At 72.0% G+C, this 24422-nt stretch carries 21 protein-coding genes; 8 read left to right on the plus strand and 13 right to left on the minus strand.

Annotated features, from left to right (window positions below; translation table 11 throughout):
• Nucleotides 1–172: 172 nt before the first annotated feature.
• Nucleotides 173–334, minus strand: a complete 162-nt coding sequence (locus D8M34_RS19295; protein ID WP_164498183.1) for a hypothetical protein — start codon at nt 332–334, stop codon at nt 173–175.
• An 86-nt stretch (nt 335–420) separates the two neighbouring features.
• Between D8M34_RS19295 and D8M34_RS15735 the strand changes: the two genes are divergently transcribed.
• A complete protein-coding gene (locus D8M34_RS15735; protein WP_060923594.1) occupies nt 421–1389 on the plus strand; it encodes a GlxA family transcriptional regulator in 969 nt (322 codons plus the stop codon).
• A gap of 520 nt (nt 1390–1909) precedes the next feature.
• On the opposite strand, the gene D8M34_RS15740 is transcribed toward D8M34_RS15735, so the two are convergent.
• Nucleotides 1910–2608, minus strand: coding sequence for an NRDE family protein (locus D8M34_RS15740; RefSeq protein ID WP_126894456.1), 699 nt, complete (start codon nt 2606–2608; stop codon nt 1910–1912).
• 87 nt (nt 2609–2695) lie between these two features.
• On the opposite strand from D8M34_RS15740, the gene coaBC reads away from it, so the two are divergent.
• Together coaBC and D8M34_RS15750 are read left to right on the plus strand one after the other, a co-directional pair.
• On the plus strand, nt 2696–3895 hold the full coding sequence (coaBC, locus tag D8M34_RS15745) for a bifunctional phosphopantothenoylcysteine decarboxylase/phosphopantothenate--cysteine ligase CoaBC (RefSeq protein WP_126894457.1): 1200 nt from the start codon (nt 2696–2698) through the stop codon (nt 3893–3895).
• Nucleotides 3896–3980: 85 nt separating this feature from the next.
• Nucleotides 3981–6191: an ATP-dependent Clp protease ATP-binding subunit gene (locus tag D8M34_RS15750; protein ID WP_081811630.1), complete on the plus strand. Its 2211-nt coding sequence runs from the start codon at nt 3981–3983 to the stop codon at nt 6189–6191.
• Nucleotides 6192–6257: 66 nt separating this feature from the next.
• On the opposite strand, the gene D8M34_RS15755 is transcribed toward D8M34_RS15750, so the two are convergent.
• Together D8M34_RS15755 and D8M34_RS15760 are read right to left on the minus strand one after the other, a co-directional pair.
• Nucleotides 6258–6845 (minus strand): nitroreductase family protein, encoded by a 588-nt coding sequence (locus D8M34_RS15755; RefSeq protein WP_025104923.1) that lies wholly within the window; start codon nt 6843–6845, stop codon nt 6258–6260.
• Nucleotides 6846–6944: 99 nt separating this feature from the next.
• On the minus strand, nt 6945–7853 hold the full coding sequence (locus tag D8M34_RS15760) for a LysR substrate-binding domain-containing protein (RefSeq protein WP_126894458.1): 909 nt from the start codon (nt 7851–7853) through the stop codon (nt 6945–6947).
• A 137-nt stretch (nt 7854–7990) separates the two neighbouring features.
• Between D8M34_RS15760 and D8M34_RS15765 the strand changes: the two genes are divergently transcribed.
• Nucleotides 7991–11446 (plus strand): bifunctional proline dehydrogenase/L-glutamate gamma-semialdehyde dehydrogenase, encoded by a 3456-nt coding sequence (locus tag D8M34_RS15765; RefSeq protein ID WP_126894459.1) that lies wholly within the window; start codon nt 7991–7993, stop codon nt 11444–11446.
• 84 nt (nt 11447–11530) lie between these two features.
• Here the strand turns inward: D8M34_RS15765 and D8M34_RS15770 are convergent, their stop codons facing one another.
• From D8M34_RS15770 to D8M34_RS15790, 5 genes are all read right to left on the minus strand, one after another.
• Nucleotides 11531–12613 (minus strand): ABC transporter permease, encoded by a 1083-nt coding sequence (locus tag D8M34_RS15770; RefSeq protein WP_025104920.1) that lies wholly within the window; start codon nt 12611–12613, stop codon nt 11531–11533.
• Complete coding sequence (locus D8M34_RS15775) at nt 12610–13494, minus strand: ABC transporter ATP-binding protein (protein WP_025104919.1); 885 nt, start codon at nt 13492–13494, stop codon at nt 12610–12612. Before D8M34_RS15775 ends, D8M34_RS15770 begins: the two co-directional genes overlap by 4 nt.
• A 106-nt stretch (nt 13495–13600) precedes the next feature.
• Nucleotides 13601–14782: a benzoate/H(+) symporter BenE family transporter gene (locus D8M34_RS15780; RefSeq protein ID WP_126894460.1), complete on the minus strand. Its 1182-nt coding sequence runs from the start codon at nt 14780–14782 to the stop codon at nt 13601–13603.
• A 38-nt stretch (nt 14783–14820) separates the two neighbouring features.
• Entirely contained in the window at nt 14821–15510 is a 690-nt protein-coding gene (locus D8M34_RS15785) for a response regulator (protein ID WP_126894461.1), read from the minus strand.
• On the minus strand, nt 15507–16760 hold the full coding sequence (locus tag D8M34_RS15790) for a sensor histidine kinase (RefSeq protein ID WP_126894462.1): 1254 nt from the start codon (nt 16758–16760) through the stop codon (nt 15507–15509). The genes D8M34_RS15785 and D8M34_RS15790 overlap by 4 nt, the downstream gene beginning before the upstream one ends.
• Before the next feature lie 191 nt (nt 16761–16951).
• On the opposite strand from D8M34_RS15790, the gene D8M34_RS15795 reads away from it, so the two are divergent.
• Both D8M34_RS15795 and D8M34_RS15800 read left to right on the plus strand, forming a co-directional pair.
• Entirely contained in the window at nt 16952–18976 is a 2025-nt protein-coding gene (locus D8M34_RS15795) for an MSCRAMM family protein (RefSeq protein ID WP_161973078.1), read from the plus strand.
• Between the two features lie 35 nt (nt 18977–19011).
• The gene (locus D8M34_RS15800) at nt 19012–20331 is read left to right on the plus strand and encodes an MFS transporter (protein WP_238695682.1); all 1320 of its coding nucleotides are present in this window, start codon (nt 19012–19014) and stop codon (nt 20329–20331) included.
• On the opposite strand, the gene D8M34_RS15805 is transcribed toward D8M34_RS15800, so the two are convergent.
• Together D8M34_RS15805 and D8M34_RS15810 are read right to left on the minus strand one after the other, a co-directional pair.
• Nucleotides 20214–21020 carry a Cof-type HAD-IIB family hydrolase gene (locus D8M34_RS15805; protein ID WP_126894465.1) on the minus strand — a complete coding sequence of 269 codons (807 nt, stop codon included), beginning with the start codon at nt 21018–21020 and terminating at the stop codon, nt 20214–20216. The genes D8M34_RS15800 and D8M34_RS15805 overlap by 118 nt on opposite strands.
• Before the next feature lie 28 nt (nt 21021–21048).
• Nucleotides 21049–21894, minus strand: coding sequence for an exodeoxyribonuclease III (locus D8M34_RS15810; RefSeq protein ID WP_085605648.1), 846 nt, complete (start codon nt 21892–21894; stop codon nt 21049–21051).
• 37 nt (nt 21895–21931) lie between these two features.
• Here D8M34_RS15810 and pyrE point away from each other — a divergent pair, with 37 nt between their 5' ends.
• Both pyrE and D8M34_RS15820 read left to right on the plus strand, forming a co-directional pair.
• Complete coding sequence (gene pyrE, locus D8M34_RS15815; RefSeq protein WP_025104912.1) at nt 21932–22492, plus strand: orotate phosphoribosyltransferase; 561 nt, start codon at nt 21932–21934, stop codon at nt 22490–22492.
• Nucleotides 22489–23391, plus strand: coding sequence for an ROK family protein (locus D8M34_RS15820; protein ID WP_126894466.1), 903 nt, complete (start codon nt 22489–22491; stop codon nt 23389–23391). Before pyrE ends, D8M34_RS15820 begins: the two co-directional genes overlap by 4 nt.
• A gap of 8 nt (nt 23392–23399) precedes the next feature.
• Here the strand turns inward: D8M34_RS15820 and D8M34_RS15825 are convergent, their stop codons facing one another.
• A complete protein-coding gene (locus tag D8M34_RS15825; RefSeq protein WP_126894467.1) occupies nt 23400–23735 on the minus strand; it encodes a hypothetical protein in 336 nt (111 codons plus the stop codon).
• 122 nt (nt 23736–23857) lie between these two features.
• The coding region (locus D8M34_RS19035; protein ID WP_202976268.1) for a hypothetical protein at nt 23858–24422 on the minus strand (565 nt) is incomplete at its 5' end.

Consider the following 24422-nt stretch of genomic DNA (forward strand, 5'->3'; position numbering starts at 1 on the left):
TGCGTACGGTGCCCCCGGGGCGGGGGCCTGGGCGCCGGGGTACTGCGGCTCCGCCGGGAGCGACGGAGGGGGCGGGGCGGCCGGGTCGCCGGCGCCGTCGCGCGAGGGGTGTCCGGGCTGCTGCGGGTCGCTCATGCCCCGAGCGTAGCCCTCCTCGCGGACGGTCGGGAGGTCAGCGATAGACGTGTCCGGGGTCGGCCTGCGACAGGGCGTCCTGTCCGGCGACGCGGCTCCAGTCGGTGGGGGTGCGACGGTAGCCGTCCCGACGCAGTTCGACGAACGTGGCGACGAGCGCCCAGATGGCGAGGGCGAGGAGGAGGATGAGGAGTAGCATGGCAGAAAAGCTACGCTCGGTGTGATGCTGCCACGAGTGGCGGATCGGGCACTGTGCGTAGGAAAACTGCCATTCCGGGAGATGAGATGAAGACCGTCGCGTGCGTGGTGCAGGACGGCTTCGCGCCGTTCGAGTTCGGGGTCGCCTGCGAGGCGTTCGGCCTCGACCGGTCGGCCGACGGGGTGCCGAACTTCGACTTCCGCATCGTCGCCCCGCGGCCCGGGGTCGTGCGCTCCAAGATCGGCTTCTCCATCAACGTGGAGCACGATCTGTCCTTCGCCGCGGAGGCCGACCTCGTCGTGTTCTGCCCGGTGCCGCGCGAGGTCTGGGGTGACATCGACCCGCTCCTCGTCGACCTGGCCCGCGAAGCCGTGGCGCGCGGAGCGTGGGTCATGAGCGTCTGCAGCGGCTCGTTCATCCTCGCCGCGGCCGGGGTCCTGGACGGACGGCGGGCGACGACGCACTGGATGTACGCCCACACGATGGCCGACATGTACCCCGCCGTCGACATCGATCCGGACGTGCTCTTCGTCCAGGACGGCCGCATCATCACGAGTGCGGGCACCGCTGCCGGCATCGACGCCTGCCTGCACCTGCTGCGACAGGAGCTCGGGGCGGAGATCACCAACCGGATCGCGCGTCGGATGGTCGTGCCGCCGCAACGGGACGGGGGTCAGGCGCAGTTCATCGATCGCCCCATCCCGGTCGCGCCCACGGATTCGCTCGCCGTGGTGGCCGACTGGGCGGTGGAGAACCTCCGCGAAGACCTGACGGTCGACCAGCTCGCGGCCCGGGCGCTGATGTCGCCGCGGACCTTCGCGCGCCGCTTCAAGGCCGAGTACGGGGCGACCCCTGCCGCGTGGCTCGGCCGGCAGCGGATCATCCAGGCCCAGCGTCTCCTCGAGCGCACCGATCTTCCGCTCGAACACATCGCGACGGACTGCGGCTTCGGTTCGGCGGCCGTCCTCCGGCAGAACTTCGCCCGCGTGCTGGGTGTGACTCCCACCGCCTACCGCGCCCGCTTCTCCTGCGCCGACGCCCTCCCCGCCGCCTGACCCCGCCCTTCCCTCGGCGGTGCGGGATCAATTTCGTGCCCCGTTTCCACGCATCCGGCCCACTTTCCATCCCGCCACGGTCCCCCTACCGTCCCCCGCAGTCGTGCGGGATCGAAAACGCGCGTGAATGCCCCGCGTCCGGGGCGTTTTCCGTCCCGCTCCCCCCGTCGGCCTCGCGACCGTCCCCGCTGTCGTGCGCGATCAAGAACGCGCGCCACCGCACCGGATCCGGAGCGTTTGCCGTCCCGCATCAGGCCGAACGGTCTCGCCACAGGCCGCGGCATTCTGGTCCAGCCCCGCCGGCGGCATCGCCCCCCAAGCTCCGCAGCGGAACTCGTCGAACCGAGGGGTCGGTCGCCCGCATCGGTGCGGGATCAGAAAGGTCCCGCGGGATGGGCGGTGGGGTGCGTTTTCGATCCTGCGCGGGAAGCGGCGGGGCGGGCGGGATCAGAAAGGGGCCGCGGGCGGAGGGCGGGGGTGCTGTTTTGATCCCGCGGCGCGAGAGGCGGGCGGAGGGGGGTCAGTGCCAGTGGGCGGGGGAGGGGAGGGTGACATCGCGGACGTCGACCCCGGCGGGCGTGACCGTGGCGACCGCGTAGAGGAGGGACTGCGTCGGGTACCCGTGCGGGCGGTTGTCCCGGATGATGGCGCGGTCGTCTTCCGGAGGCAGGGTCGCCGAGGACCCGAGGAGAGCGGTCCACTCGGCCGTCCAGTCGGCGCTCGCCGCGGCGGGCCCGAGCGCCCGGAACTCCGGGAGCCACGCGGCGATGCGCGGGGTCTCCTCGTCGTCGAGGTCGTCGTGGGCGATCATGTGCGTTCCGGGCTCGATCGGGGTCTCCCGCAGCTCGGCACCGTCCCAGGAGAGCACTCGCGCGCCCTCCGGACCGACTTCGAGCAGATTGAAGCCGTGCATCGGCGGGGCTCCCTGCGGAGAACGCCCGGTGACCGCGGCGAGCGGAAGGGTGCCGCGGGAGACGGCCGCGGTCGCGGAGAGGTCCTGCACATCGGCGCGGTTGAGGAGCACGGCGAGGCGTCGTTCCACGGGGTTCACGGCGAGCCAGGCCCCACCGGCGCGGCGGTCGCGGATGCCGATCACCCCCGGATACTCCTCGGGCCACCACGCGCCCAGGGCGTCCCACTCCCGGGTCGGGTCCTCGTCGCGGACGGCCAGCAGCCGCGCGGATCCCGGAGCCTCGACATCGATCACCACCGTGCACACGCCTCCGAGTCTAGGTCGGCCGGGGCGGGCGGGGACGGATCCGCCCGCGACGGCCCGGGCGTCCGCACCCTGGGGCAGAATCGAGGCGTGAACATCGTCGTGGGAGTCACGGGCGGCATCGCCGCGTACAAGACGGTGCACCTCGTGCGCCTGCTCACCAAGGCCGGTCATGACGTGACCGTCGTGCCCACGGAGGATGCGCTGCGCTTCGTGGGCCTGCCGACCTGGGAGGCACTGAGCCGGCACCCGGTGACGACGAGCGTGCATGAGGACGTCGCCCGCGTCCGGCACGTCGCACTGGGGCAGGGGGCGGACCTCGTCGTGATCGCCCCGGCCACGGCGAACTCCCTCGCGAAGATGGCCGCGGGCCTCGCCGACGACCTCCTCGGCACGACGCTGCTCGCGACCGAGGCGCCGGTGCTCGTCGCCCCCGCGATGCACGCGGAGATGTGGCGGAACCCCGCCACGCAGGCGAACATGGCGACGCTCCGGGACCGCGGCGTGCACGTGGTCGGCCCTGCCGACGGCGAACTGGCCGGCGGCGACAGCGGCCCCGGTCGCATGATCGAGCCGGAGGAGATCCTTGCCGCAGCGCAGGCGCTGCTGGCCCCGGGCGACCTCGCGGGCGTGCGGGTCGTCGTCTCGGCGGGCGGCACGCGGGAGCCCATCGATCCGGTGCGCTTCCTCGGCAACCGGAGCAGCGGGCGCCAGGGAGTCGCGCTCGCGGCGGAGGCGGCGGCGCGCGGCGCGGAGGTGACGCTCGTCGCGGCGAACGTCGCCGGTGACGTGCTCGCGGAGGCCCGCCACCCGCACATCGGGACCGTCCGGGTCGGCACGGCCGCCGAGCTGTCCGCGGCGATGAAGGAGGAGGCGGCGACGGCCGACGTCGTGCTGATGGCGGCGGCGGTGGCCGACTACCGCCCGGTCGAGGTCTCCGCCCGGAAGCTCACCAAGGACCGCGGCGGCGTCGGCACGATCGAACTCGTCGAGAACGAGGACATCGTCGCCGCGCTCGTCGACACCCGGCGGGAAGGGCAGCTCATCGTCGCGTTCGCGGCGGAGACCCCGGAGGACGAGGCCGAGCTGCTCGCGCGCGCCCGCGGCAAGCAGGAGCGCAAGGGGGTCGACCTCCTGGTGGTGAACGAGGTCGGCTGGGAGCAGGGTTTCGAACGTGGCGAGAACGCCGTGCACATCCTCGGTCGCGGAGGAGCCCTGGCACGGACCGCGGCCGGGACCAAGCGCGAGGTGGCGGCGGCCGTCTGGGACGAGGTCGCCCGCGAGAGGTGAGAGGTGGTGGAGCCGCGCACCGCCGAATGCTAAACTTGAGTCAATCAAACTCAACTTTCAGAAGGAGCATCTCCAGGAGGAGCGCATGACCACCCCGCAGACCGGATCCCCGAACCAGGAACAGCAGTCCGCCCTCGAGCAGTTCGGCATCAACCTGACCGACCGTGCCCGCGAGGGCAAGCTCGACCCCGTCATCGGACGGGACAGTGAGATCCGGCGCGTCAGCCAGGTGCTCACCCGCCGCACCAAGAACAACCCGGTGCTGATCGGTGAGCCCGGCGTCGGCAAGACCGCGGTGGTCGAAGGCCTCGCGCAGCGCATCGTCGCAGGCGACGTCGCCGAGTCCCTCAAGGACAAGGAACTCGTCTCGCTCGACATCTCCGCGCTCGTCGCGGGCGCCATGTACCGCGGCCAGTTCGAGGAGCGCCTGAAGCAGGTGCTCAAGGAGATCACCGAGTCGGACGGCCGGATCATCACGTTCATCGACGAGCTGCACGTGCTCATGGGCGCGGGCGGGGGCGAGGGGTCGGTCGCGGCTTCGAACATGCTCAAGCCGATGCTGGCCCGCGGCGAGCTGCGGCTCATCGGCGCCACCACCCTCAACGAGTACCGCGAGTTCATCGAGAAGGACGCCGCCCTCGAGCGGCGCTTCCAGCAGGTGTACGTCGGCGAGCCGACGGTCGAGGACACGATCGCGATCCTCCGCGGGCTCAAGGGGCGTTACGAGGCGCACCACGGGGTGACCATCTCCGACAGCGCGCTCGTGGCCGCGGCCTCGCTCTCCAACCGCTACCTGCCCGCGCGGCAGCTGCCGGACAAGGCCATCGACCTGATCGACGAGTCGATGTCGCGTCTGAAGATGGAGATCGACTCCTCTCCCGTCGAGATCGACCAGCTCAAGCGTCAGGTCGACCGGCTGAAGCTGGAGGAGCTCGCGCTCAAGCGGGAGAAGGACGCCGCGTCCAAGGAGCGCCTCGGAACCCTCCGCGAGCACCTCGTCGAGCTCGAGAAGGAGCTCGCCGGACTCGAGGCCCGATGGGCGCGGGAGCGGCAGGGCCTGAACCGGGTCGGGGAGCTGAAGAAGCAGCTCGACGACGCGATCACCCAGCGTGACCTCGCCATGCGCAACGCCGACTACACGAAGGCGTCGAAGCTCGAGTACGAGACGATCAAGCGCCTGGAGCGCGACATCGCCGAAGCCGAGCAGGCCGAGGCCACCGCCTCGAGCGAACCGCGCATGGTGAACGAGCAGGTCACCGAGGAGGACATCGCGGCCGTGATCGCGGCCTGGACCGGCATTCCGGTCGGGCGGCTGCTGCAGGGCGAGAGCGAGAAGCTCCTGCACCTGGAGAACGAGCTCGGCAAGCGACTAATCGGCCAGAAGGACGCCGTCAAGGCGGTGTCCGACGCGGTGCGCCGCTCGCGCGCGGGGATCAGCGATCCCGGTCGGCCGACCGGATCGTTCCTGTTCCTCGGACCGACCGGTGTCGGCAAGACTGAGCTGGCCAAGGCGCTCGCGCAGTTCCTCTTCGACGATGAGCACGCCATGGTGCGCATCGACATGTCGGAGTACGGCGAGAAGCACTCGGTCTCCCGGCTCGTCGGGGCCCCTCCCGGGTACGTCGGCTACGAGCAGGGCGGTCAGCTCACCGAGGCCGTGCGGCGCCGTCCGTACAGCGTGATCCTGCTCGACGAGGTCGAGAAGGCGCACCCCGAGGTGTTCGACGTGCTGCTGCAGGTGCTCGATGACGGGCGGCTGACCGACGGACAGGGGCGCACGGTCGACTTCTCGAACGTGATCCTCATCCTGACCTCCAACCTGGGCTCGCCGATCCTCATCGACCCAGTGCTCTCCGTGGAGGAGAAGCGGGAGCAGGTGATGGCCCTCGTTCGCCAGGCGTTCCGGCCGGAGTTCCTGAACCGTCTCGACGACATCGTGATGTTCCAGGCCCTCACCGAAGACGACCTCGCGCAGATCGTGGAGCTGTCGGTCGATCAGCTGCACGACCGGCTGCGCGACCGTCGGCTCACGCTCGCGGTCACTCCCGGGGCGCGGTCGTGGCTGGCCGAGCGCGGGTACGACCCGGTGTTCGGCGCCCGCCCGCTGCGTCGCCTCATCCAGACCGAGGTGCAGAACAAGCTGGCGACCGCCCTCCTCTCGGGCGGCGTGCACGACGGCGACACCGTCCGGGTGGACGTGGCGGCCGACGGCACGGGCCTCGTGCTCACCGCGACGACCCCCGAGCCGGAGGTCGAGGACGACGACGTGATCGAGGCCGAGCTGCTCGACGACTGATCGGGATCGGCGCACACGAAAGGCCCGGTAGGCGTGACGCCTACCGGGCCTTTCGTGTGTCGCTGCTCAGGCGCTGAGGACGACCGTCTCCGCGATCGGACGGCGCACGCGCGGGGCGACCTCGCGCTCCTGCAGCACCTCCGGCAGAGCCTCGATGTCGCCGAACTCGCCGACGGCGATGACGGTGGCGGGGGTGAAGCGGGGCTCCAGGTCGGCGAACTCGCGGACGACCTCGGGGTCGAAGCCGCTCATCTGGTGCACGACGAGGCCGTCGTGGTGGGCCTGCACGGAGAAGTGCGCCACGGCCTGGCCGAGGTCGTAGAACGCGTGGCTGATCGGCGTGCCGTCGGCGGTCGCGGTCTCGGCGATCGCGACGACGAGGACGGCCGCGTTGCCGGCCCAGGCCTGGTTGAAGCCCATGAGCGCGTCGACGATCTGGGCGTGCAGGGCGGTGCCGCGGCGGGCGACGATGAAGCGCCAGGGCTGGATGTTGTTGGCGGAGGGGCTCCAGCGGGCGGCCTCGAGAGCGGTGGCGAGCTTGGCCTCGTCGATCGGGTGCTGCGCGTCGTAGGCGCGGGGGCTCCAGCGGCCGGCGAGGACGTCGAGGACGGGGTGCTCGGTCGGGGCGGTGCGGTCGATGACGGGAGTGCTCACGGAAGTGCCTTTCGGACGGAGGGGATCGGACGCCGTCGTCCGGGTACACGGGGGATGAACCGATGCATGTGCATGCATATTCCCGGAGGTCGGTTCGCGTCAGTCCAGGAGGTTGCGGGAGGCGGCGTCGGCGAGCGCGGCGCGGACGGCGCGGATCGACGGGGCGTCCGCGGAGACCCGACGCGCGGAGGAGAAGATCTCCCGGCGCGGCTCCTGCGGCAGCGGTGCGAGGTCGACCGTCGGGGTGTCGCCCGCCCACACGAGCTCGGGGAGCAGCCCGACCGCGAGTCCCGCGTGGATGAGCCGGACGTGCGCGGTGAGGTCGGCGAGCTCGAAGCGCACGTCGGGCTCGAACCCGGCGGTGCGGCAGAGCTGCTCGGCCCACGCGCGGGAGGCGGTCCCGGCGGGTTCGAGCACCCACGGCTCGGCGCGGGTCGCCCACAGGGCCGCGACGGGATCGGCGGACTCCGACGCTCCCGGACGCCGGGCGAGCGCGATGGCGTCGTGGGCGAGCACCACGCGGTCGAGGTCGGCGTGGATGGGACGCGTATGGCCCGGATACTGCTCCGCGAGGATGAGGTCGTAGTCGCGGCTGGAGACGCCCACCAGCCCGGACTCGGGGTCGCGCTCGGTCACCTCGACGCGCAGGGCGGGGTGGCGCGCGCCGAGGGCTGCGAGCGCGCGGGGCAGCAGGGAGTGCGCGGTGGACTGGAACACCGCGAGGCGCACGGTGCCGGTCACCTCGGTGAGCGACTCGGCGACGGCGACCTGGGCGTGCTCGAGCTGATCGAGGATGCCGATGGCCTCGGCCACCAGGACGGTCCCCTGCGGCGTGAACTGCACGCCGCGACCGACCCGACGCAGCAGCGGCACCCCGACATCACGCTCGAGCGCGGCGAGCTGCTGGGACACGGAGGCCTTGCTGTAGGACAGCGCATCCGCCACGGCGGAGAGGGTCCCGCGACGCGACAGCTCCACGAGCAGACGCAGGCGATGGACGTCGAGCACGGCGGTTCCGATCGTTCGGGAAGAGTGAACAGAATCCACTCGAATCGGTTGATAGACGGAGCCTACCGACCGGCTGGACAATGATCCAGCCGCACACGACACCCGGGTGTGCGAGGCCGAGGAAGGTACCCCGCTTCATGACCGTCATCGACGACACCACCCCCCGCACCGAAGAGGTCGCCGCGCTCGTGCAGCGCTGGCTCGCCGAGAGCGAGACCCACCCGGTCGAGCCGGCCGCGCAGCGCCTGTCCGAAGTGCTCAAGGATCCGAACGGCCTCGCCTTCACGGTCGGCTTCGTCGACGGCGTCATGCGTCCGGAGGATCTGAGGGTCGCCGGCCGCAAGCTCGCCGAGCTCTCCGACATCACGCCCACGCTGCTGCCCGGCTACCTCCGTGCCGCCATCAAGGCCGGTGGGTTCTGGGCGCCGAAGCTCCCGAACGTCGTCGTCCCGATCTCGCGGCGCGTGCTGCGGGCCATGGTGGGCCACCTCGTGCTCGACGCCACGCCGTCCAAGCTCGGTCCCGCGATCGCCAAACTCCGCAAGACCGGCAACCGTCTGAACCTGAACCTCCTCGGCGAGGCCGTGCTCGGCGAGCGCGAGGCGGGCCGCCGACTGCAGGGCACGTACGACTTCCTCGCCCGTCCGGACGTCGACTACGTCTCGATCAAGGTGTCGAGCGTCGTCAGCCAGCTCTCCATGTGGTCGTTCGACGAGGCCGTCGCCGACGTCGTCGAGAAGCTCACCCCGCTGTACCGGCTCGCGGCGAAGGCCGAGGCGAAGGGCGCCCGCACCGGGACCCAGAAGTTCATCAACCTCGACATGGAGGAGTACCGCGATCTCGACCTCACGATCGCGGCCTTCACGAGCATCCTCGACCAGCCCGGCCTGGAAGACCTCGAGGCCGGCATCGTGCTGCAGGCCTATCTGCCCGATGCGCTCGGCGCCATGCAGCGTCTCCAGGAGTGGGCCGCCGCACGCCGCGCCAAGGGCGGAGCGCCGATCAAGGTGCGCGTGGTCAAGGGCGCGAACCTCGCGATGGAGGAGGTCGACGCGAAGGTGCACGGCTGGCCGCTCGCGACCTACGGCACCAAGCAGGAATCCGACACGAACTACAAGCGCGTGCTCGACTGGGCGATGACGCCCGAGCGGCTCGACGCCGTGCGCATCGGCGTCGCCGGTCACAACCTCTTCGACATCGCCTACACCTGGCTGCTCGCGAAGGCCCGCGGTGTGACAGAGGCCGTGGAGTACGAGATGCTGCTCGGCATGGCGACCGGGCAGGCCGAGGCCGTCCGCAAGGACGTCGGCCGCCTCCTGCTCTACACGCCGGTCGTGAACCCGGCGGAGTTCGATGTCGCGATCGCGTACCTCGTGCGGCGCCTCGAGGAGAACGCGAGCCCCGAGAACTTCATGTCCGCCGTGTTCGAGCTGGCGTCGAACCCGACCTTGCTCACCCGCGAGCGGGAGCGCTTCGAGCGCTCTCTCGCCGCGCTCGTCGCCGACCCGTCGGTACCCGCCCCGAACCGCACGCAGGACCGCACGGCCCCGCGCCCTGACGGCACCACGGACGGCTTCGCGAACGAGCCCGACACCGATCCGGCGCTCGCCGCGAACCGTGCCTGGGGCCGGGAGATCCTGCAGCGCTCGGTGTCGTCGACGCTCGGCCGGGACGCGATCGCGGCCGCCCGCATCGAGACCGACGCCGAGCTGGACGCCGTGTTCGCCGCCGCCACGTCCGCCGCCGAGAGGTGGGCGGCGCTCCCCGCCGCCGAGCGCGCCGCCGTCCTGCACCGCGCGGGCGACGAGCTCGCCGCCCGCCGCGGCGAGCTGCTGGAGATCATGGCGCACGAGGCCGGCAAGACCATCGCGGAAGCCGACCCCGAGGTCAGCGAGGCGATTGACTTCGCGCACTACTACGCCGAGCGGGCGAAGGATCTCGAGGCCATCCCCGGCGCCGAGTTCGTGCCGTCGAAGGTGACCGTGGTCACGCCGCCGTGGAACTTCCCCGTGGCGATCCCCGCCGGCGGTGTGCTCGCCGGCCTCGCCTCCGGATCCGGTGTGATCATCAAGCCCGCGAAGCTCACCCAGCGGTGCGGTGCCGTGATGGTCGAGGCACTGTGGGCCGCGGGCGTCCCGCGCGATCTGCTCGCCCTCGTCGACCTCGCCTCCCGCGACCTCGGCACCCGACTGGTCGCGAGCCCCCAGGTCGACCGGGTCATCCTCACCGGGGCCTACGAGACCGCGCAGCTCTTCCGCTCCTTCCGTGCCGACCTGCCGCTGCTCGCCGAGACGAGCGGCAAGAACGCCATCATCGTGACGCCGTCGGCCGACCTCGACCTCGCGGCCGCCGACGTCGCCCGCAGCGCGTTCGGCCACGCCGGGCAGAAGTGCTCGGCCGCGTCGCTGGCGATCCTGGTCGGGTCGGTGGCCGACTCGAAGCGCTTCGAGCGGCAGCTCGTGGACGCGGTCACCTCGATGCGCGTCGGGCTGCCCGACGACCCCGCCACGCAGATGGGGCCGATCATCGAGCCCGTGAACGGCAAGCTCCTCACCGCGCTCACCACGCTCGACAAGGGCGAGCGCTGGCTCGTGGAGCCCCGGAAGCTCGACGACGAGGGGAAGCAGTGGACGCCGGGGGTGAAGACCGGCGTGCGCGAGGGCTCGTACTTCCACCTGACCGAGTTCTTCGGACCCGTGCTCGGCATCATGCACGCGAAGGACCTCGACGAGGCCATCCGGCTGCAGAACGCCGTCGACTACGGCCTCACCGCGGGGCTGCACTCGCTGGACTCCGCCGAGGTCGCGACCTGGCTGGACCGCGTCGAGGCCGGCAACCTGTACGTGAACCGGGGCATCACCGGCGCCATCGTGCAGCGTCAGCCGTTCGGCGGCTGGAAGCGCTCGGCCGTGGGCGCCGGAGCCAAGGCCGGCGGCCCCAACTACCTCTTCGGTCTCGGTGAGTGGCGTGCGGGCGAGCTGCCCGCCCGGGCTCCGGGGGCGGCGGTGACCCCCGCCGTGACCGGGCTACTGGAGGCGGCCGCGCCCGAGCTCGACCCCGTGGGCATCGAGTGGCTGCACCGCGCCGCGGCCGCCGACGAGCGGGCGTGGATCGACGAGTTCGGCGCCGTGAGCGACAAGTCCGGACTCGGGGTCGAGCGCAACGTGTTCCGGTACCGTCCGGTGGCGGTCGACGTGCGCATCGCCGAGGACGCGCCGCTGGCCGAGGGAGTCCGCGTGCTCGCCGCGGCCCTGCGCAGCGGCAGTCCGTTCACCGTGTCGGCGGCGTCGCTGCCGTCCCGCGTGGAGAAGGCGCTCAAGGCCCAGGGCGTGGCCGTGAAGACCGAGTCGGATGCCGCGTGGACCAAGCGCTACGCGAAGGGCGCCCGGTCGTGGCAGCGGGTGCGGCTCGTCGGTGGCGATGCCGCCGCGCTGCACACGGCCCTCGACGGCAGCCCCGACGTCGCGGTATGGTCGCACGCCGTGACCGGAGCGGGCCGGGTCGAGATGCTCCCGTTCCTGCACGAGCAGGCCGTGTCGATCACCAACCACCGCTTCGGCAACCCCACCACCCTCTCCGACGGCCTCCTCTGACGCCGAGACCCCGGGTACACGTCGAGACCCCCTGCTGCACGCGCGTGCAGCAGGGGGTCTCGGCGCGAAAGCGGGGTCTCGGGATCAGCCGCGCAGAGCCTCGGCGAGCTTCACGCGCGAGCCCATCCGGAGCAGGGAGTTCTCGTAGATCTTCGCGCCGACGACGATCGCCGCGACGCAGCTCGCCAGGAGGATCGCCAGGCTCAGGAGCGGCTCCCACCACTGCGCCTCGCCGACGAACAAGCGCATGGGCATGCCGACCGGAGCCGAGAACGGCACGTACGACATGATCGTCAGCACCAGCGGGTTGTCGTTGAACACGATCACCAGCACGTACGGCGCCATGATGAGCATCGTGATGGGGGTCGTCGTCGAGCCGATGTCCTCCTGGCGGGACACCATGGAGGCCGCCGCCGCGAACATCGCCGCGAGCAGGATGAACCCGAACAGGAAGAACACCGCGAACCAGATGATGGGGGCGCCGAGGGTGGTCAGCACCTCCCGCTGACCCGTCACGATGAGGCCGATCGTGGCGACGGCCGCGAGGGCGAGGATCTGTCCCATCGCGAGCACCGTGTTGCCGATCACCTTGCCGGCGAGCAGCGTGCGTGCCGGGATCGCCGACAGCAGCACCTCCACGACCCTGGTCTGCTTCTCCTCGACCACGCTCTGCGCGATGGTGCCGCCGAAGGTCGCTGCGGCCATCATGAAGACGAGCCCGAAGGCGATCGCGATGAAGTAGCGCAGCAGCGGGTTGGTGGTGACAGGTTCGAGGATCACGACCTCGGGCGAGAGCGACAGCGCGGACACGAGCGATGAGGGCGCATCCTCCAGGGCGACGATCGTGTATCCGGCGGGGTTGTCGCCCGGGAGCACCGCCGCGTCGACGTCGCCGTCGCGGACCAGCTCCTCGGCCTCGGCGCGGGAGGCGACCTCGGTCACCTCGACGTCGGGCAGCGCGGACACGGCGCCCGTGGTCTCCGCGGTCACCGCGACGGGCATGGCGTCGGTGTTCTGACTCGCGAAGCCGCCGAACAGCACGCCGGCGAGGGCGAGGACGAGCAGGATGCCGGTCGAGATCAGGAACGCCTTGCTGCGGAGCTTGGAGCCGATCTCCCGCTCGGCGACCAGCCAGATCCCGTTCCGCGCTGGGGTCGAGGCGTTCACTGGATGACCTCCTTGAAGATCTGGGCGAGGGAGGGGTGCTTGGGCGCGAAGCTCGCGACGTCGCCGCGCGCGACCGCCGACTGCAGCACGCGCTGGGCGGTATCGGGGCCGTCCGCATCGAAGAGCGCGTAGCCGCCCTCGAAGTCGATGACCGTGACCCCGGGTTCGGTGCGCAGCCACCCGGCGTCGCCCGCGGAGATGAGCTCGTACCGGTCGCGGGCGTGCTCGGCGCGGAGCCCGTCCCGGGACCCGGCGGCACGGATGGTGCCCCCGGCGAGGATGACGAGGTCGTCGCAGAGGCGCTCGACCACGTCGAGCTGGTGGGAGGAGAAGAGGATCGAGGCGCCGCGGGCTGCGCTGGCCTGCAGCACGCCGGCGACGACGTCCACCGCGAGGGGGTCCAGGCCGGAGAAGGGCTCGTCGAGGATCAGCACCTCGGGGTCGTGCACGAGCGACGCGGCGATCTGCGCCCGCTGCTGGTTGCCCAGCGACAGCGACTCGATCGTGTCGTCGAGGCGCTCGCCGAGTCCGAGCTCCGTGAGCAGCGCGGTCGCCCGCTCCGTCGCGTCCGGCTTGCTGAACCCGTGGAGGCGCGCGAGGTAGACGATCTGCTCCAGGACCTTCATCTTCGGGTACAGTCCGCGCTCCTCGGGCATGTAGCCGAAGCGACGGCGGTCGGCGGTGGTGAGGGGCGCCCCGTCGAGGTCGACTCGTCCGCCGTCCGACGACAGCAGCCCGAGGATGATGCGCATGGTCGTGGTCTTGCCGGCGCCGTTGCCGCCGACGAAACCGGTGAGCCGGCCCGGCGCGACCGTGAACGACACGTCGTCCAGCACCCGGCGGCTGCCGTAGCTCTTGGTGATGCCGGAGAGTTCCAGCAGTCCGGTGGTCATGTCGTGGTGCTCCGTCCGAAGGTGATCCGCATGACCTTCACGCTATTGAGCACGGGCGGGGCAGGGCATCCCCCGCAGGGGGGACGGCCACGGATCAGCCGCGGGGCGGACGGCCGGCGTGCAGCACCGTGCGCACGAGCAGGCCGGCGACCAGCGCCCAGAATGCCGCGCTCACCCCGAGAACGGCGATGCCGGAGGCGGCGACGAGGAACGTGACGACCGCGGGGAGGCGCTCGCCGGGGTCGTCGATCGCCTGCTGGACGGCCGCGCCGAAGGCGCCGAACAGCGCGAGTCCCGCGACCGCCGGGATGACCGCCGTCGGGGCGAGCGCGACGAGGGTCGCGAAGGCGGCGGAGAACGCCCCCAGCACGAGATAGGACGCCCCCGTGGAGACCCCGGCGAGCCAGCGCCGGTCGGGGTCGGGATCGGCGTCGGGGGACGCGGCGAGGGCCGCACTGATGGCGGCGAGGTTGATCGCGTGCCCGCCGGCCGGAGCGCCGAGGGCCGTGCCCAGACCGGTCACGAGCATCGCCGGACGCCACGGGACCTCGTAACCGAAGCTGCGCATGATCGCGATACCCGGCACGTTCTGCGACGCCATGGTCACGATGAACAGCGGCAGGGCTATGCCGACCAGGGCCCCGACCGTGAAGGCCGGCATCGTCAGCTCGAACTGTGGCAGGAGGACGGCCGGGTCGACCCGGGTCCCCGCGGAGACCAGCGACACGGCGACGACCGCGGCCGCGGCGACGAACGCCAGCGGCACGGCCCACCGGGGAGCCAGTCGGGCGAAGACCAGCCAGGTCAGCACCACCGGGACCACGCCCCAGGGGTTCGCGACGACCCCCGTGATCGGCGCGAGGCAGAGCGGCAGCAGCACCCCCGCCAGCATGGCCTGCGCGATCGACGGAGGGATCCGCGCGATCAGGGCTCCGAGCGCGGGCCAGAGCGCCGTGAGGAGGATGACGGCCGCGGTCACGAGGAAGGCCCCGATCGCGGCCGGCCAGCCGCCCTCGACGCTGCCGGTCGCCACGAGCAGGGCGGCACCGGGAGTGGACCACGCGGCCGTGATCGGCATCCGGTAGCGCCAGGCCAGCACGATGCAGGCGAGCCCCATCGCGAGGCTCACGGCGAGGAGTCCGCTGGCCGCCTGCGCCGCCGACGCGCCGACGGCATCGAGACCCGTGAGCACCACCGCGAACGAGCTCGTGAACCCCACGAGCGCCGTGACGATCCCGGCGACGATCGGACGGGACACGGGGGCGGCGGCGGGCATGGCTCCGAGAGTATCGCGGGGGAGCGGAGCGCCGCCGGTCAGGCCAGCCCCATCCGATGCGCGAGCACGACGGCCTGCACGCGGTCCCTGGCGCCGAGCTTCTGCAGGATGCGGGAGACGTGGGTCTTCACGGTGGCCTCCCCGATGAACAGGGCGCGGGCGATCTCGGCGTTGCTGCGGGCATCGGCGAGCAGGGTCAGCACCTCGGCCTCCCGTTCGGTCAGCGGTTCCGCGAGGACGGGGGTCGTGGACGTCTTCGTCACCGCGCGGGCGGGAGCGGCGCCGGTCTCCGGAGTCGCTCCGGCGAAGCGGGTGAGGACGCGGCGCGTCACCTCGGGTGCCAGCATGCCGTCCCCGGCCGCGAGAGCGCGCACCGCGGAGATGAGATCCTCGGCACCCGCGTTCTTGAGGAGGAATCCGCTCGCGCCGGCTTCGAGCGCCTGATAGAGGTAGTCGTCGCGATCGAACGTCGTCACGATCGCGATCGCGGCACTCACCGAGGGGTCGGCCACGAGGCAGCGCGTCGCCTCGATCCCGTCCATGTCCGGCATCTGCACGTCCATCGTGATCACGTCAGGGCGCAGGTCGGCGGCCTGCGCGATGGCCTCCGCCCCGGTCGAGGCCTCGCCGACGACGGTGATGTCGGGCTGGGTGTCGAGGATCGTGCGGAAGCCGGCGCGGAGGAGGGCGTGGTCGTCGACGAGGAGCACCCGGATCGGCGCGGTCACCGTGCGGCCTCCGTCACGGGTGCGGCGAGCGGCACCCGCGCTCGCACCCGCACCCCGCCGGGCGCGCGCGGAGCGATCTCGAACGTGCCGCCGGAGGCCGCCGCGCGCTCCCGCATCCCGAGCTGGCCGAGGCCGGGACGCAGCTGGGCGATGGCACGACCGGTGTTCACGACCTCGACCTCTACGCCGTCCTCGTCGTAGCGCACGCGCACGTCCGCAGTCGCCCCGGGCCCGGCGTGCCGACGGGCGTTGGTCAGCGACTCCTGCGCGATCCGGTACAGGTTCACCGCGACGAGCGAGGGCACCGGCACCGGATCGCCGATCACGGCGTACGCGGTGGGGAGGCCGGCCTCGGTCGATGCCTCCGCCAGGGCGGCGATGTCGTCGAGGGAGACGGTCGATGCCGGCTCGGTCGTGTCGCCGCCGGGAGTGCGCAGGGTCTCCAGCAGCTGGCGCAGCTCCTGGATCGCGTCCCGCGCGGAGGACTCGATCCCGGAGAGGATGCGCGCCGACTGCGCCGGATCGCTCTCGAGCACGAGGCGCGCGGCACCCGCCTGCACGCCCATCACCGATACATGGTGGGCGACGACGTCGTGCAGCTCTCGGGCGATCCGCACCCGGTCGAGGGCCACCGCCTGCGCCGCGGTGACCTCGCGCTCGCGCTCCAGCTCTCGGGTGCGCTCCTCCAGCACGGTGCGCTGCTCCGCCGCCGCCCAGGAGCGCTCGCCGAAGTAGTAGGCGCCGCCGAAGTACAGGACGTTGAGGAGGATCTGGATGAGCATGAAGGCCACATAGGGCGACATGGCACCGGCGACGACGTCCGCCTTGTCCGCCTCGCTGATGGCGTCGCGGTACATGGTGATGAGGAGCCACACGAACATGCCGACGATGATCGCGACACGGACGACCAGGGCCTTCCGGCGGTCGTTCATCCAGGCGCCGACCGTGTAGAGCGCGATGAACATCGCGATGTTGCCGACGTAGATCTCCGGTACCCGGATCGTCACCGCGGTGAAGTAGGCCAGCGACACCACGACGGCCACGGTGCCTGGCCAGCGCCGGCGGAAACCGAGCGGCGCCGCCACCACGACGGCGTAGACGAGGGCGGTCCATAGCGGAGCCTGTTCGTCGCCGTAGACCTGGGCGATGGAGGAGAGCGCCGCGCTGAGGATCGCGCCGACGAAGAGGACGAGCGCGAGGAGGAGGTCGCCGCGCTGGTCGCGCAGGGTCGGCGTCCGGGTGAAGGCCATCCCTCCACCGTAGGGCGGGGGTCGTCGCGCGGCATCCCCCGCGCGACGGAGACGGCCGCCTGTGATCTGCCTATTCCTTTCCGATGCGTCGATCGTCTACCTTCGGAGAAGGCGTTGCCGCGGGATCGGCAGAGCTCGAGGTCGACCGCGACAGCACCGGGCTGCGCCGGCCTCCTCCGGAGGGTGGGGACATGGCGCGACGACGCGCGTTCTTTCGGTCGATCATGGGCGGGGCCGCGGCCCTCGCACTCGCACTGGGCGGCGCGACCGCAGCCGATGCCGCGTCAGGGGGATCCCTGGCGGGGACGGTGACGGCGGAGGCGGACGGTTCGCCTCTCGCGGGCGTCACCGTCTCGGTGTCGACCGACGACGCGTCGGTCTTCGAGTCCACGATGACCGACGCCACGGGTGCGTACCTCGTGCCGGACCTTCCGGCGGGGGAGTATGTCGTGGCCTTCGACGCCTCCGGGACGGACTTCATCTCCGAGTTCTGGGACGATGCGTCGTCGCGTGAGACCGCGCAGCGTCTCATCGTCCCCGAGGGAGAACCCGTCCACGGTGTCGACGCCGCCCTCACGCTCGGTGGGGCGATCGCCGGCTCCGTGATGCGGCAGGCCGACGGCTCGCCGCTCGAAGGCGTGACGGTGCGCGTGGACTCCGCCGACTTCTCCCGGTCGGGTGTCGCGCAGACGGGCGCCGACGGGACCTATCGGATCGACGGTCTCCCTGCCGGCGATTATCGCGTCCGTTTCGATCCCGCCGAGCCGACGTTGGCCGGCGAGTTCTGGGACGACGCGTACGGAGACCGCAAGGCGACGGCCGTTCGCGTGACCGCGGGAGAGGACCGTGGGGGAGTGGATGCCCTCCTCGCCGAGCTCGGCGTCATCCAGGGGTCGATGACGTTGGCGATCGACGGCTCGCCCGTGGCCGGGTGGGTAACCGCGACCGACGACGCGACGGGAGCCTTGGCGCAGGCCGACGTCGCGCCGGACGGGTCGTACACCCTCTCCGTGCCGCCGGGGGAGTACGCGGTGGCGTTCGTTCCGAACGGCGGACGCGGCATCCCCGAGTACTGGAAGGATGCGCGGGAGGAGAAGGACGCGACCAGGATCGCCGTGGCCCCGGGGCAGGCCATTGCGGACATCGATGCGACTCTCGACGCGACCGGGATGATCACCGGCGTGGTGCGCACGTCGGGCGCGCTGTCCGGCGACGCGATCGTGGAGGCGTACAGCGGGGACACCCTCGTCAGCATGGCCTACACGCAGCCCGACGGCTCGTACCGCCTGGCCGTCCCCGCCGGGACTTACATCGTGCGAGCCACGGCGAACGTGTACGACATGATCTTCGCGCCGCAGTTCTTTGACGGTGTCGCGACCCGGGCCGAGGCGACCCCTGTCGTGCTGGCCGCGGGCGGCGATCGCGCGGGAGTGGACTTCGACCTCGCGCCGGGCGGCGCGATCGACGGGACGGTGTCGACCGCGGGCGGTGCCGCGGTCTCCGGGGCGACGGTCACGGCCCTGCTCTGGACGGCGTCCGGCTGGCGGGACGTGGCGACGCTCGACACGGAGGGGCGATTCACTCTGGGTGGGAGAGCGGATCCCGAGGCTCCCGGTGGGTCGCTGCCCGCGGGGGTCTATACGCTGCGGGTGGAGATGCCCGGTTTCTGCACCGGGTACTTCGGCGGCGCACAGTCGCTCCTCGGGGCCGACACCTTCCGGGTGGAGCCCGGTGCCACCGTGTCGGGACGGGACGTCATGCTGTCCGCGGAGTGCACGGCGCCGTCAGTGTCGCCCGCGCTCACCCTCTCGCAGGCCTCGATCCTCGCCGGAGAAGTGCTGACGATCTCGGGATCGGGCTTCGCGCCCGGTGAGGCGGTCACGCTGGAGATCCGGTCGGAGCCGGCCGAACTCGGTCGGGCCGTGGCGGGGATCGACGGGGCGTTCTCGGACGACTTCCGCATTCCCGCGGGGTTCCCGGCCGGAACGCACACCGTGGTCGCGCTGGACGCGCAGCGGAATGTGGTGGCGAGCGTGCGGCTCGACATCGTCCCCGGCGCCTCGGGAGGCACGTCGGGAGAAGCCGTGGCACCGCCGCGGAACGAGGAGAACCTCGCCGCGACCGGCGGCGAGTTCCCGTCCTTCGCGCTGATGGTGGCGGTCGTGCTCCTCCTCGGCGGAGGAGCACTGCTCCGACGCCGTCGTCGGCACGGCTGAGGGGGATGCCGGGCGGGGGCCTGCCAGGATCGAGTGTGACCTCCTCGACGCGCCCGCGCCTGGCACCGCTCTACCTCGCCGGCTTCACCACCGCGTTCGGCGCGCACGGCATCGCTGCCGCCCTCGGCGCCGAGACCGAGGACATCGGCTGGACGCTGCTGGCCTTCGGCTTCACGCTCGCGCTGTACGACCTCGCCGAGGTGCTGCTCAAGCCGCTCTTCGGGGCGCTCAGCGACCGGGTCGGGGTGCGTCCCGTGATCCTCGGCGGTCTGCTGGCTTTCGCCGCGTTCTCGGTGGTCGGAGCGCTGGCCCCCGGCATGATCGGCCTCGTGATCGCGCGCTTCGGCCAGGGGGCGGCCGCTTCGGCGTTCTCGCCGGCCTCCTCCGCCGCGGTGGCGCGGTTGACGGACGAGGCGTCGCGTGGTCGGTACTTCGGCCGCTACGGCTCCTGGAAGAGTCTCGGATATGCGCTCGGCCCCCTGCTCGGTGCGGTGCTCGTGGTGGCGGGCGGGATCCCGGCACTGTTCTGGGCACTCGCCGTGCTCGGGCTGGCCGCGGCCGGATGGGTGCTGGTCGCCGTCCCGGCCGTGCCGGTGCTGCCCCGGAAACGGGTGACGCTCGTCGACCTCGGACGGGAGCTCCTCGCCCCGGGGTTTCTCGTCCCGACGTTGGTGCTGGCGGCCACGACCGGCGCGCTCGCCGTGGCCGTCGGCTTCCTGCCCCTGCTCGGGCGGGAGGCCGGACTCGGCACTGTGGGCAGCATGGCGATCGTCACGGTGCTCGCGGTCGTGTCGAGCATCGTGCAGCCCCTGGTCGGGGCGGCGCACGACCGCGGCCGGCTCTCGGTCCGCCTCGGCGCGGTCGGCGGGCTGCTTCTCATCGGCGTGGGCATAGGCCTCTCGGCCTTGTGGGTGACCCCGGTCGTGTTGTGCCTCACGGGTGTGCTGGTCGGTGCCGGGGTGGGGCTGGCCACGCCGGTGGCGTTCTCGCACCTCGCGGCATCGACGCCCGCCGAACGGATGGGGCGCACGATGGGCAGTGCGGAGCTGGGCCGGGAGCTGGGCGACGCGGGCGGTCCGCTCGTCGCGGGGGCCGTGGCGACGGTGACGGTGCCGGCGGTCGGGATCGGCGTGATCGCGGCGCTCACGGCGGGGGCGATGCCCTGGCTCTCCTCGGGCTGCGACCGCCGAGTGCCGAGGTGCGTCCGACCGGGGCCGACTGACCGCGGCGGCCCGGTTCAGGGGCCGAGCAGGCGCTCGATCACGCGGGCCACGCCGTCGTCGTCGTTGGTCGCGGTGGTCTCGTCCGCGGCCTCCTGCACGACCGGTTCCGCGTGTGCCATGGCCACGCCGTGACCGGCCCAGCGGAGCATCTCGACGTCGTTGAGGGCGTCTCCGAACGCCACGACATCGGAGCGATCGATGCCGAGGTGCGTGCAGAGGCGCGCGAGTCCCGTGGCCTTCGTGACGCCCTGCGCCATGACCTCGACGAACGGGGCGCCGGACAGCGTGGCCTCGAAGCCGGTGAGCCCGAGGGACCGCAGGGTCTCGAAGAGTGCGGCGGGCGCGAGCTCGGGGTGCCGGATCACGAGCTTGAGCGTCGGCGCGGCCAGCACCTCGTCCAGCGGCACGCCGCCCATCGTCGCGGGGTCACGCTTGTGATCGGACAGCTGCGCGATCGCCGCGTACCCGTGCTGTGCGACGAATGTCTCGCCGCCCTCCCGCACGCTCGCGAAGAGGAGGCCGGGGACGCTGGCGCGCAGCGCGTCGGCGAGAGTGCGCAGCGTCGCGGGCGGCAGCTCCTCGGCGAACAGCATGCGGCCCTCGGTGAGATGTGTCGCGTACGCGCCGTTGCCGCACAGCGCCCACCCGTCGAAGCCGGCGTCGGCGGCGATCACGCGCAGGCCGATCGGCTGGCGGGCGGTGACGGGCACCACCGCGACGCCCGCGTCCCGCGCGGCGTCGAGCGCGGCACGGGTGCGCGGCGACACCGCGGACGAGCTGTCGAGCAGGGTGCCGTCGAGGTCGGTCGCGATCAGCCGCACGGGGTAGGTCCCTGAGCCTGTCGAAAGGTCAGGAGAAGATCATCGGCAGGTCGTCGTCGGCGTCGTCGCCGCCGAAGTCCAGATCGACCACCACGGGCACGTGGTCGCTGGGCTGCTCGCCCTTACGCTCGTTGCGGTGGATCGACGCCCCGGTGACGGCATCGGCGAACGTCTTCGAGCCGAGGATGAAGTCGATCCGGATGCCCTCGTTGCGCGGGAACTTCAGCCGCTGGTAGTCCCAGTAGGTGTAACCCTCGGGGAGCAGCGGGCGCACGACGTCGGTCACGCCCGCGTCGGTCAGCGCGAAGAACGCGTCGCGCTCGGCGGGGGAGACGTGGGTGGAGCGGCCGACCACGATGTCGGGGTCGCCGTTGTCATGGTCGAACGGGATGATGTTGAAGTCGCCGACGAGGGCGAGCGGAAGGTCGGGATTCGCCGACAGCTCGGCCGCCGTGGACTGCTTGAGCTGCTCGAGCCAGTGCAGCTTGTAGACGTAGTGCGGGTCGTCGAGCGAGCGGCCGTTGGGCACGTACAGGCTCCAGACGCGCACGCCGTCGACCATGACGCCCAGAGCACGCGCCTCCTGCGGGGCATCGGGGCCCTCGTGGCCCTTCGCGAACCCGGGCATGCCGTCGAAGGCGGTGCGGACGTCGGTGATCGGCAGCCGGCTGGCGATGGCGACGCCGTTCCACTGATTCAGGCCGTGCACCTCGACGTGGTAGCCGGCCTCCTCGAACGGTGCATACGGGAACTGCTCCGGCTTGCACTTCACCTCCTGCATCGCGAGCACGTCGATGTCTTCACGGACGGCGAACTCGACGGTGCGGGTGACGCGGGTGCGGATGGAGTTGACGTTCCAGGTGGCCAAGCGCATGCGTCCAGCCTAGGGTGTGCCTCCTACACTGGATGCCGTGACCGCACTCGACGCAGACCGCCAGACCCTCCTCGCCCTCATCACGGACGAGGCGGTGTTCCACGGCGATTTCACCCTCTCCAGCGGCAAGAAGGCGACGTACTACGTCGACATGCGCAAGCTCACCCTCGACCACCGCGCCGCTCCGGCCATAGGCCGCATCATGCTCGACCTGATCGCCGATCTCGACGTCGTCGCCGTCGGCGGTCTGACGCTCGGCGCCGACCCGATCGCGAACGCCGTCCTGCATGCCTCGGTCGGCACCGACCGTCCGCTCGACGCGTTCGTCGTGCGGAAGGAGCCGAAGGACCACGGCCGCGGTCGCCAGATCGAGGGCGCCGACGTGAAGGGCAAGCGCGTGGTCGTGCTGGAGGACACCTCGACCACCGGGCAGTCCGCGCTCAAGGCGGTCGAGGCGCTGCGCAAGGAAGGTGCGGAGGTCGTCGCGGTCGCGGTGATCGTCGACCGCAAGACCGGCGCGCAGGCCGCCATCGAGGCCGAGGGCCTGGAGTGGCGCGCGGCCTTCGACCTCGACGACCTCGGACTCGACCCGCAGTGAGCCGCTATGCGCTGGCCGTCGACGTGGGCGGCACGAAGATGGAGGCCGCCCTCGTCGCCGACGACGGCACGCTCGTCCCCGGCAGCCGCAGCCGGCAGCCCACCGGCCGCGAGGCGACGTCCGCGTCGTTGACGGCGGCGGTCGACGCGATCGTGCGGCATGCGCTCGCGGCCCTGCCCGCCGATGCGGAGCTCGTCGGCGCCGGGATCGGCAGCGCGGGTCCCGTGGATCGGACCCGCGGTGAGATCCTGCCGGTGAACATGCCCCTCGCGCGGGGGTTCGGCCTCGTCGACGCGGTCGGCCGTGCGGCCTCGACCGCACTCGGACGGGACGTCCCGGCGGTCCTGGGTCACGACGGCGGCGCGCTCGCGCTCGCGGAGTCGTGGCTGGGGGCGACGCAGCAGGCGGGAGCCTCGTTGTCGATCGTCGTGTCCACCGGCGTCGGCGGCGGTTTCGTCGTGGGCGGTGCGTATGTGCCCGGGGCGAGCGGCAACGCCGGGCACCTCGGGCAGGTGCGCCGCGAGGGCGGGCTCACTCTCGAGGAGATCGCCTCCGGACCTGCCAGTGCCGCCTGGGCGCGGGAGCAGGGCTGGTCCGGCGCGACCGGGGAGGACCTGGCCCGGGACGCCGAGGCCGGTGTCGCCGTCGCCCGCGCGGCGATCGAGCGCTCGGCCCGCGCCGTCGGGGAGGCACTGGCCGATGCCGCCACCCTCGTCGACCTCGACGTCGTCGCCATCGGCGGCGGCTTCTCGCGGGTGTCGGCGGACTACATCGACCTCGTCCAGCAGGCTCTCACCGCCAGCGCCGTGCACGAGTACTCCCGTCGCACCCGCGTCGTCCGCTCGGGCCTGGGCGACGAGGGGCCGCTGATCGGCGCCGCCGCCCTCGTCCTGCGCTGACGGGAGTGTCAGCTCCCTGACACGAGCAGGTGTCGCGGGGGCCCTTCGAGCCGGGCGACGGCGATCTTCAGATCCGTGACGTCCGCCGCCACCGCATCGATGCGTGCGGTGAGCTTCTCTTCGACGGTGTCGATGCGTGTGGTGAGCTTCTCTTCGACGGTGTCGATGCGTGCGCCGAGCTTCTCTTCGACGGAGCCGATGCCTGTGGAGAGCCGGTGGTCGACGGCGCCGAGACGCTCGTCGATGCGACGGATCATCCACGCCCCTGCCGCGAACAGACTCGCGCCGAGGGTGAGCACGACGCCGATCGCGCTGACGATGATCGTGAGGGTGTCCGCGGACACGGTGCTCCCTTCCTCGGTGCGGGTATGGCTTCGACGATACGTGGTCGCCATGCGGGCGCCGGTCGGAATTCCGGCATCTGTGAAGAGGTCGCGTGCAGGCTCGATGGGGGAGGAAGAGTGAGTCACCGCAGCGCAGGGACGGCGCGCCCGGAGCGTGACGCCACGAGCATGAGCACGGGGATGACCGCGCACAGGACGGCGGACACGAGGAACGTGACGCTCGACGCCGGGTCGCGCCCGATCAGCAGGACGAGCGTCGGGACGAACGTGCCGCCGACCGCGCCGCAGGCCACGAGCGCCCCGGTGACCGCGGCGCTGCGGGCCGGATCGAGTCGGTCGAGCGCGAGTCCGAGGATGAGGCCGTAGCTCGGGGCCAGCAGGACCACCACGACGGCCAGGATGAGCAGCGCCGCGACCGGCTGCTCGCCGAGGAGCACCCCGGCGAGCACCAGGAGGAGGGCGGCAGCCCCGGTTGTGGTCGCCAGCAGCGCGAGCGGCGGAACCGCCGCGCGCCGGAGAGCGGCGGCGCCGAAGCGGCCGACGGACATCAGCGCCCAGAAGGCGGAGGTGCCGAGGGCGGCGGTGGCGGGCTCGATCGCGAGCGCCCGCTCCGGGATCACGGCCGACCAGCCCGACAGGACGGTCTCCACGCCGACGTAGAGCGGCAGAGCCAGCGCGAAGGGGAGG

It is taken from the genome of Microbacterium sp. HSID17254, from assembly GCF_003989315.1.
Lineage (GTDB): Bacteria > Actinomycetota > Actinomycetes > Actinomycetales > Microbacteriaceae > Microbacterium.

What these genes read in the sequence shown, in the direction of transcription:
- D8M34_RS19295 (WP_164498183.1), bottom strand. Translation starts at nt 334, where the DNA reads ATGCTACTCCTCATCCTCCTCCTCGCCCTCGCCATCTGGGCGCTCGTC.
- D8M34_RS15735 (WP_060923594.1), top strand. Translation starts at nt 421, where the DNA reads ATGAAGACCGTCGCGTGCGTGGTGCAGGACGGCTTCGCGCCGTTCGAG.
- D8M34_RS15750 (WP_081811630.1), top strand. Translation starts at nt 3,981, where the DNA reads ATGACCACCCCGCAGACCGGATCCCCGAACCAGGAACAGCAGTCCGCC.
- D8M34_RS15765 (WP_126894459.1), top strand. Translation starts at nt 7,991, where the DNA reads ATGACCGTCATCGACGACACCACCCCCCGCACCGAAGAGGTCGCCGCG.
- D8M34_RS15780 (WP_126894460.1), bottom strand. Translation starts at nt 14,782, where the DNA reads ATGCCCGCCGCCGCCCCCGTGTCCCGTCCGATCGTCGCCGGGATCGTC.
- D8M34_RS15790 (WP_126894462.1), bottom strand. Translation starts at nt 16,760, where the DNA reads ATGGCCTTCACCCGGACGCCGACCCTGCGCGACCAGCGCGGCGACCTC.
- D8M34_RS15795 (WP_161973078.1), top strand. Translation starts at nt 16,952, where the DNA reads ATGGCGCGACGACGCGCGTTCTTTCGGTCGATCATGGGCGGGGCCGCG.
- D8M34_RS15810 (WP_085605648.1), bottom strand. Translation starts at nt 21,894, where the DNA reads ATGCGCTTGGCCACCTGGAACGTCAACTCCATCCGCACCCGCGTCACC.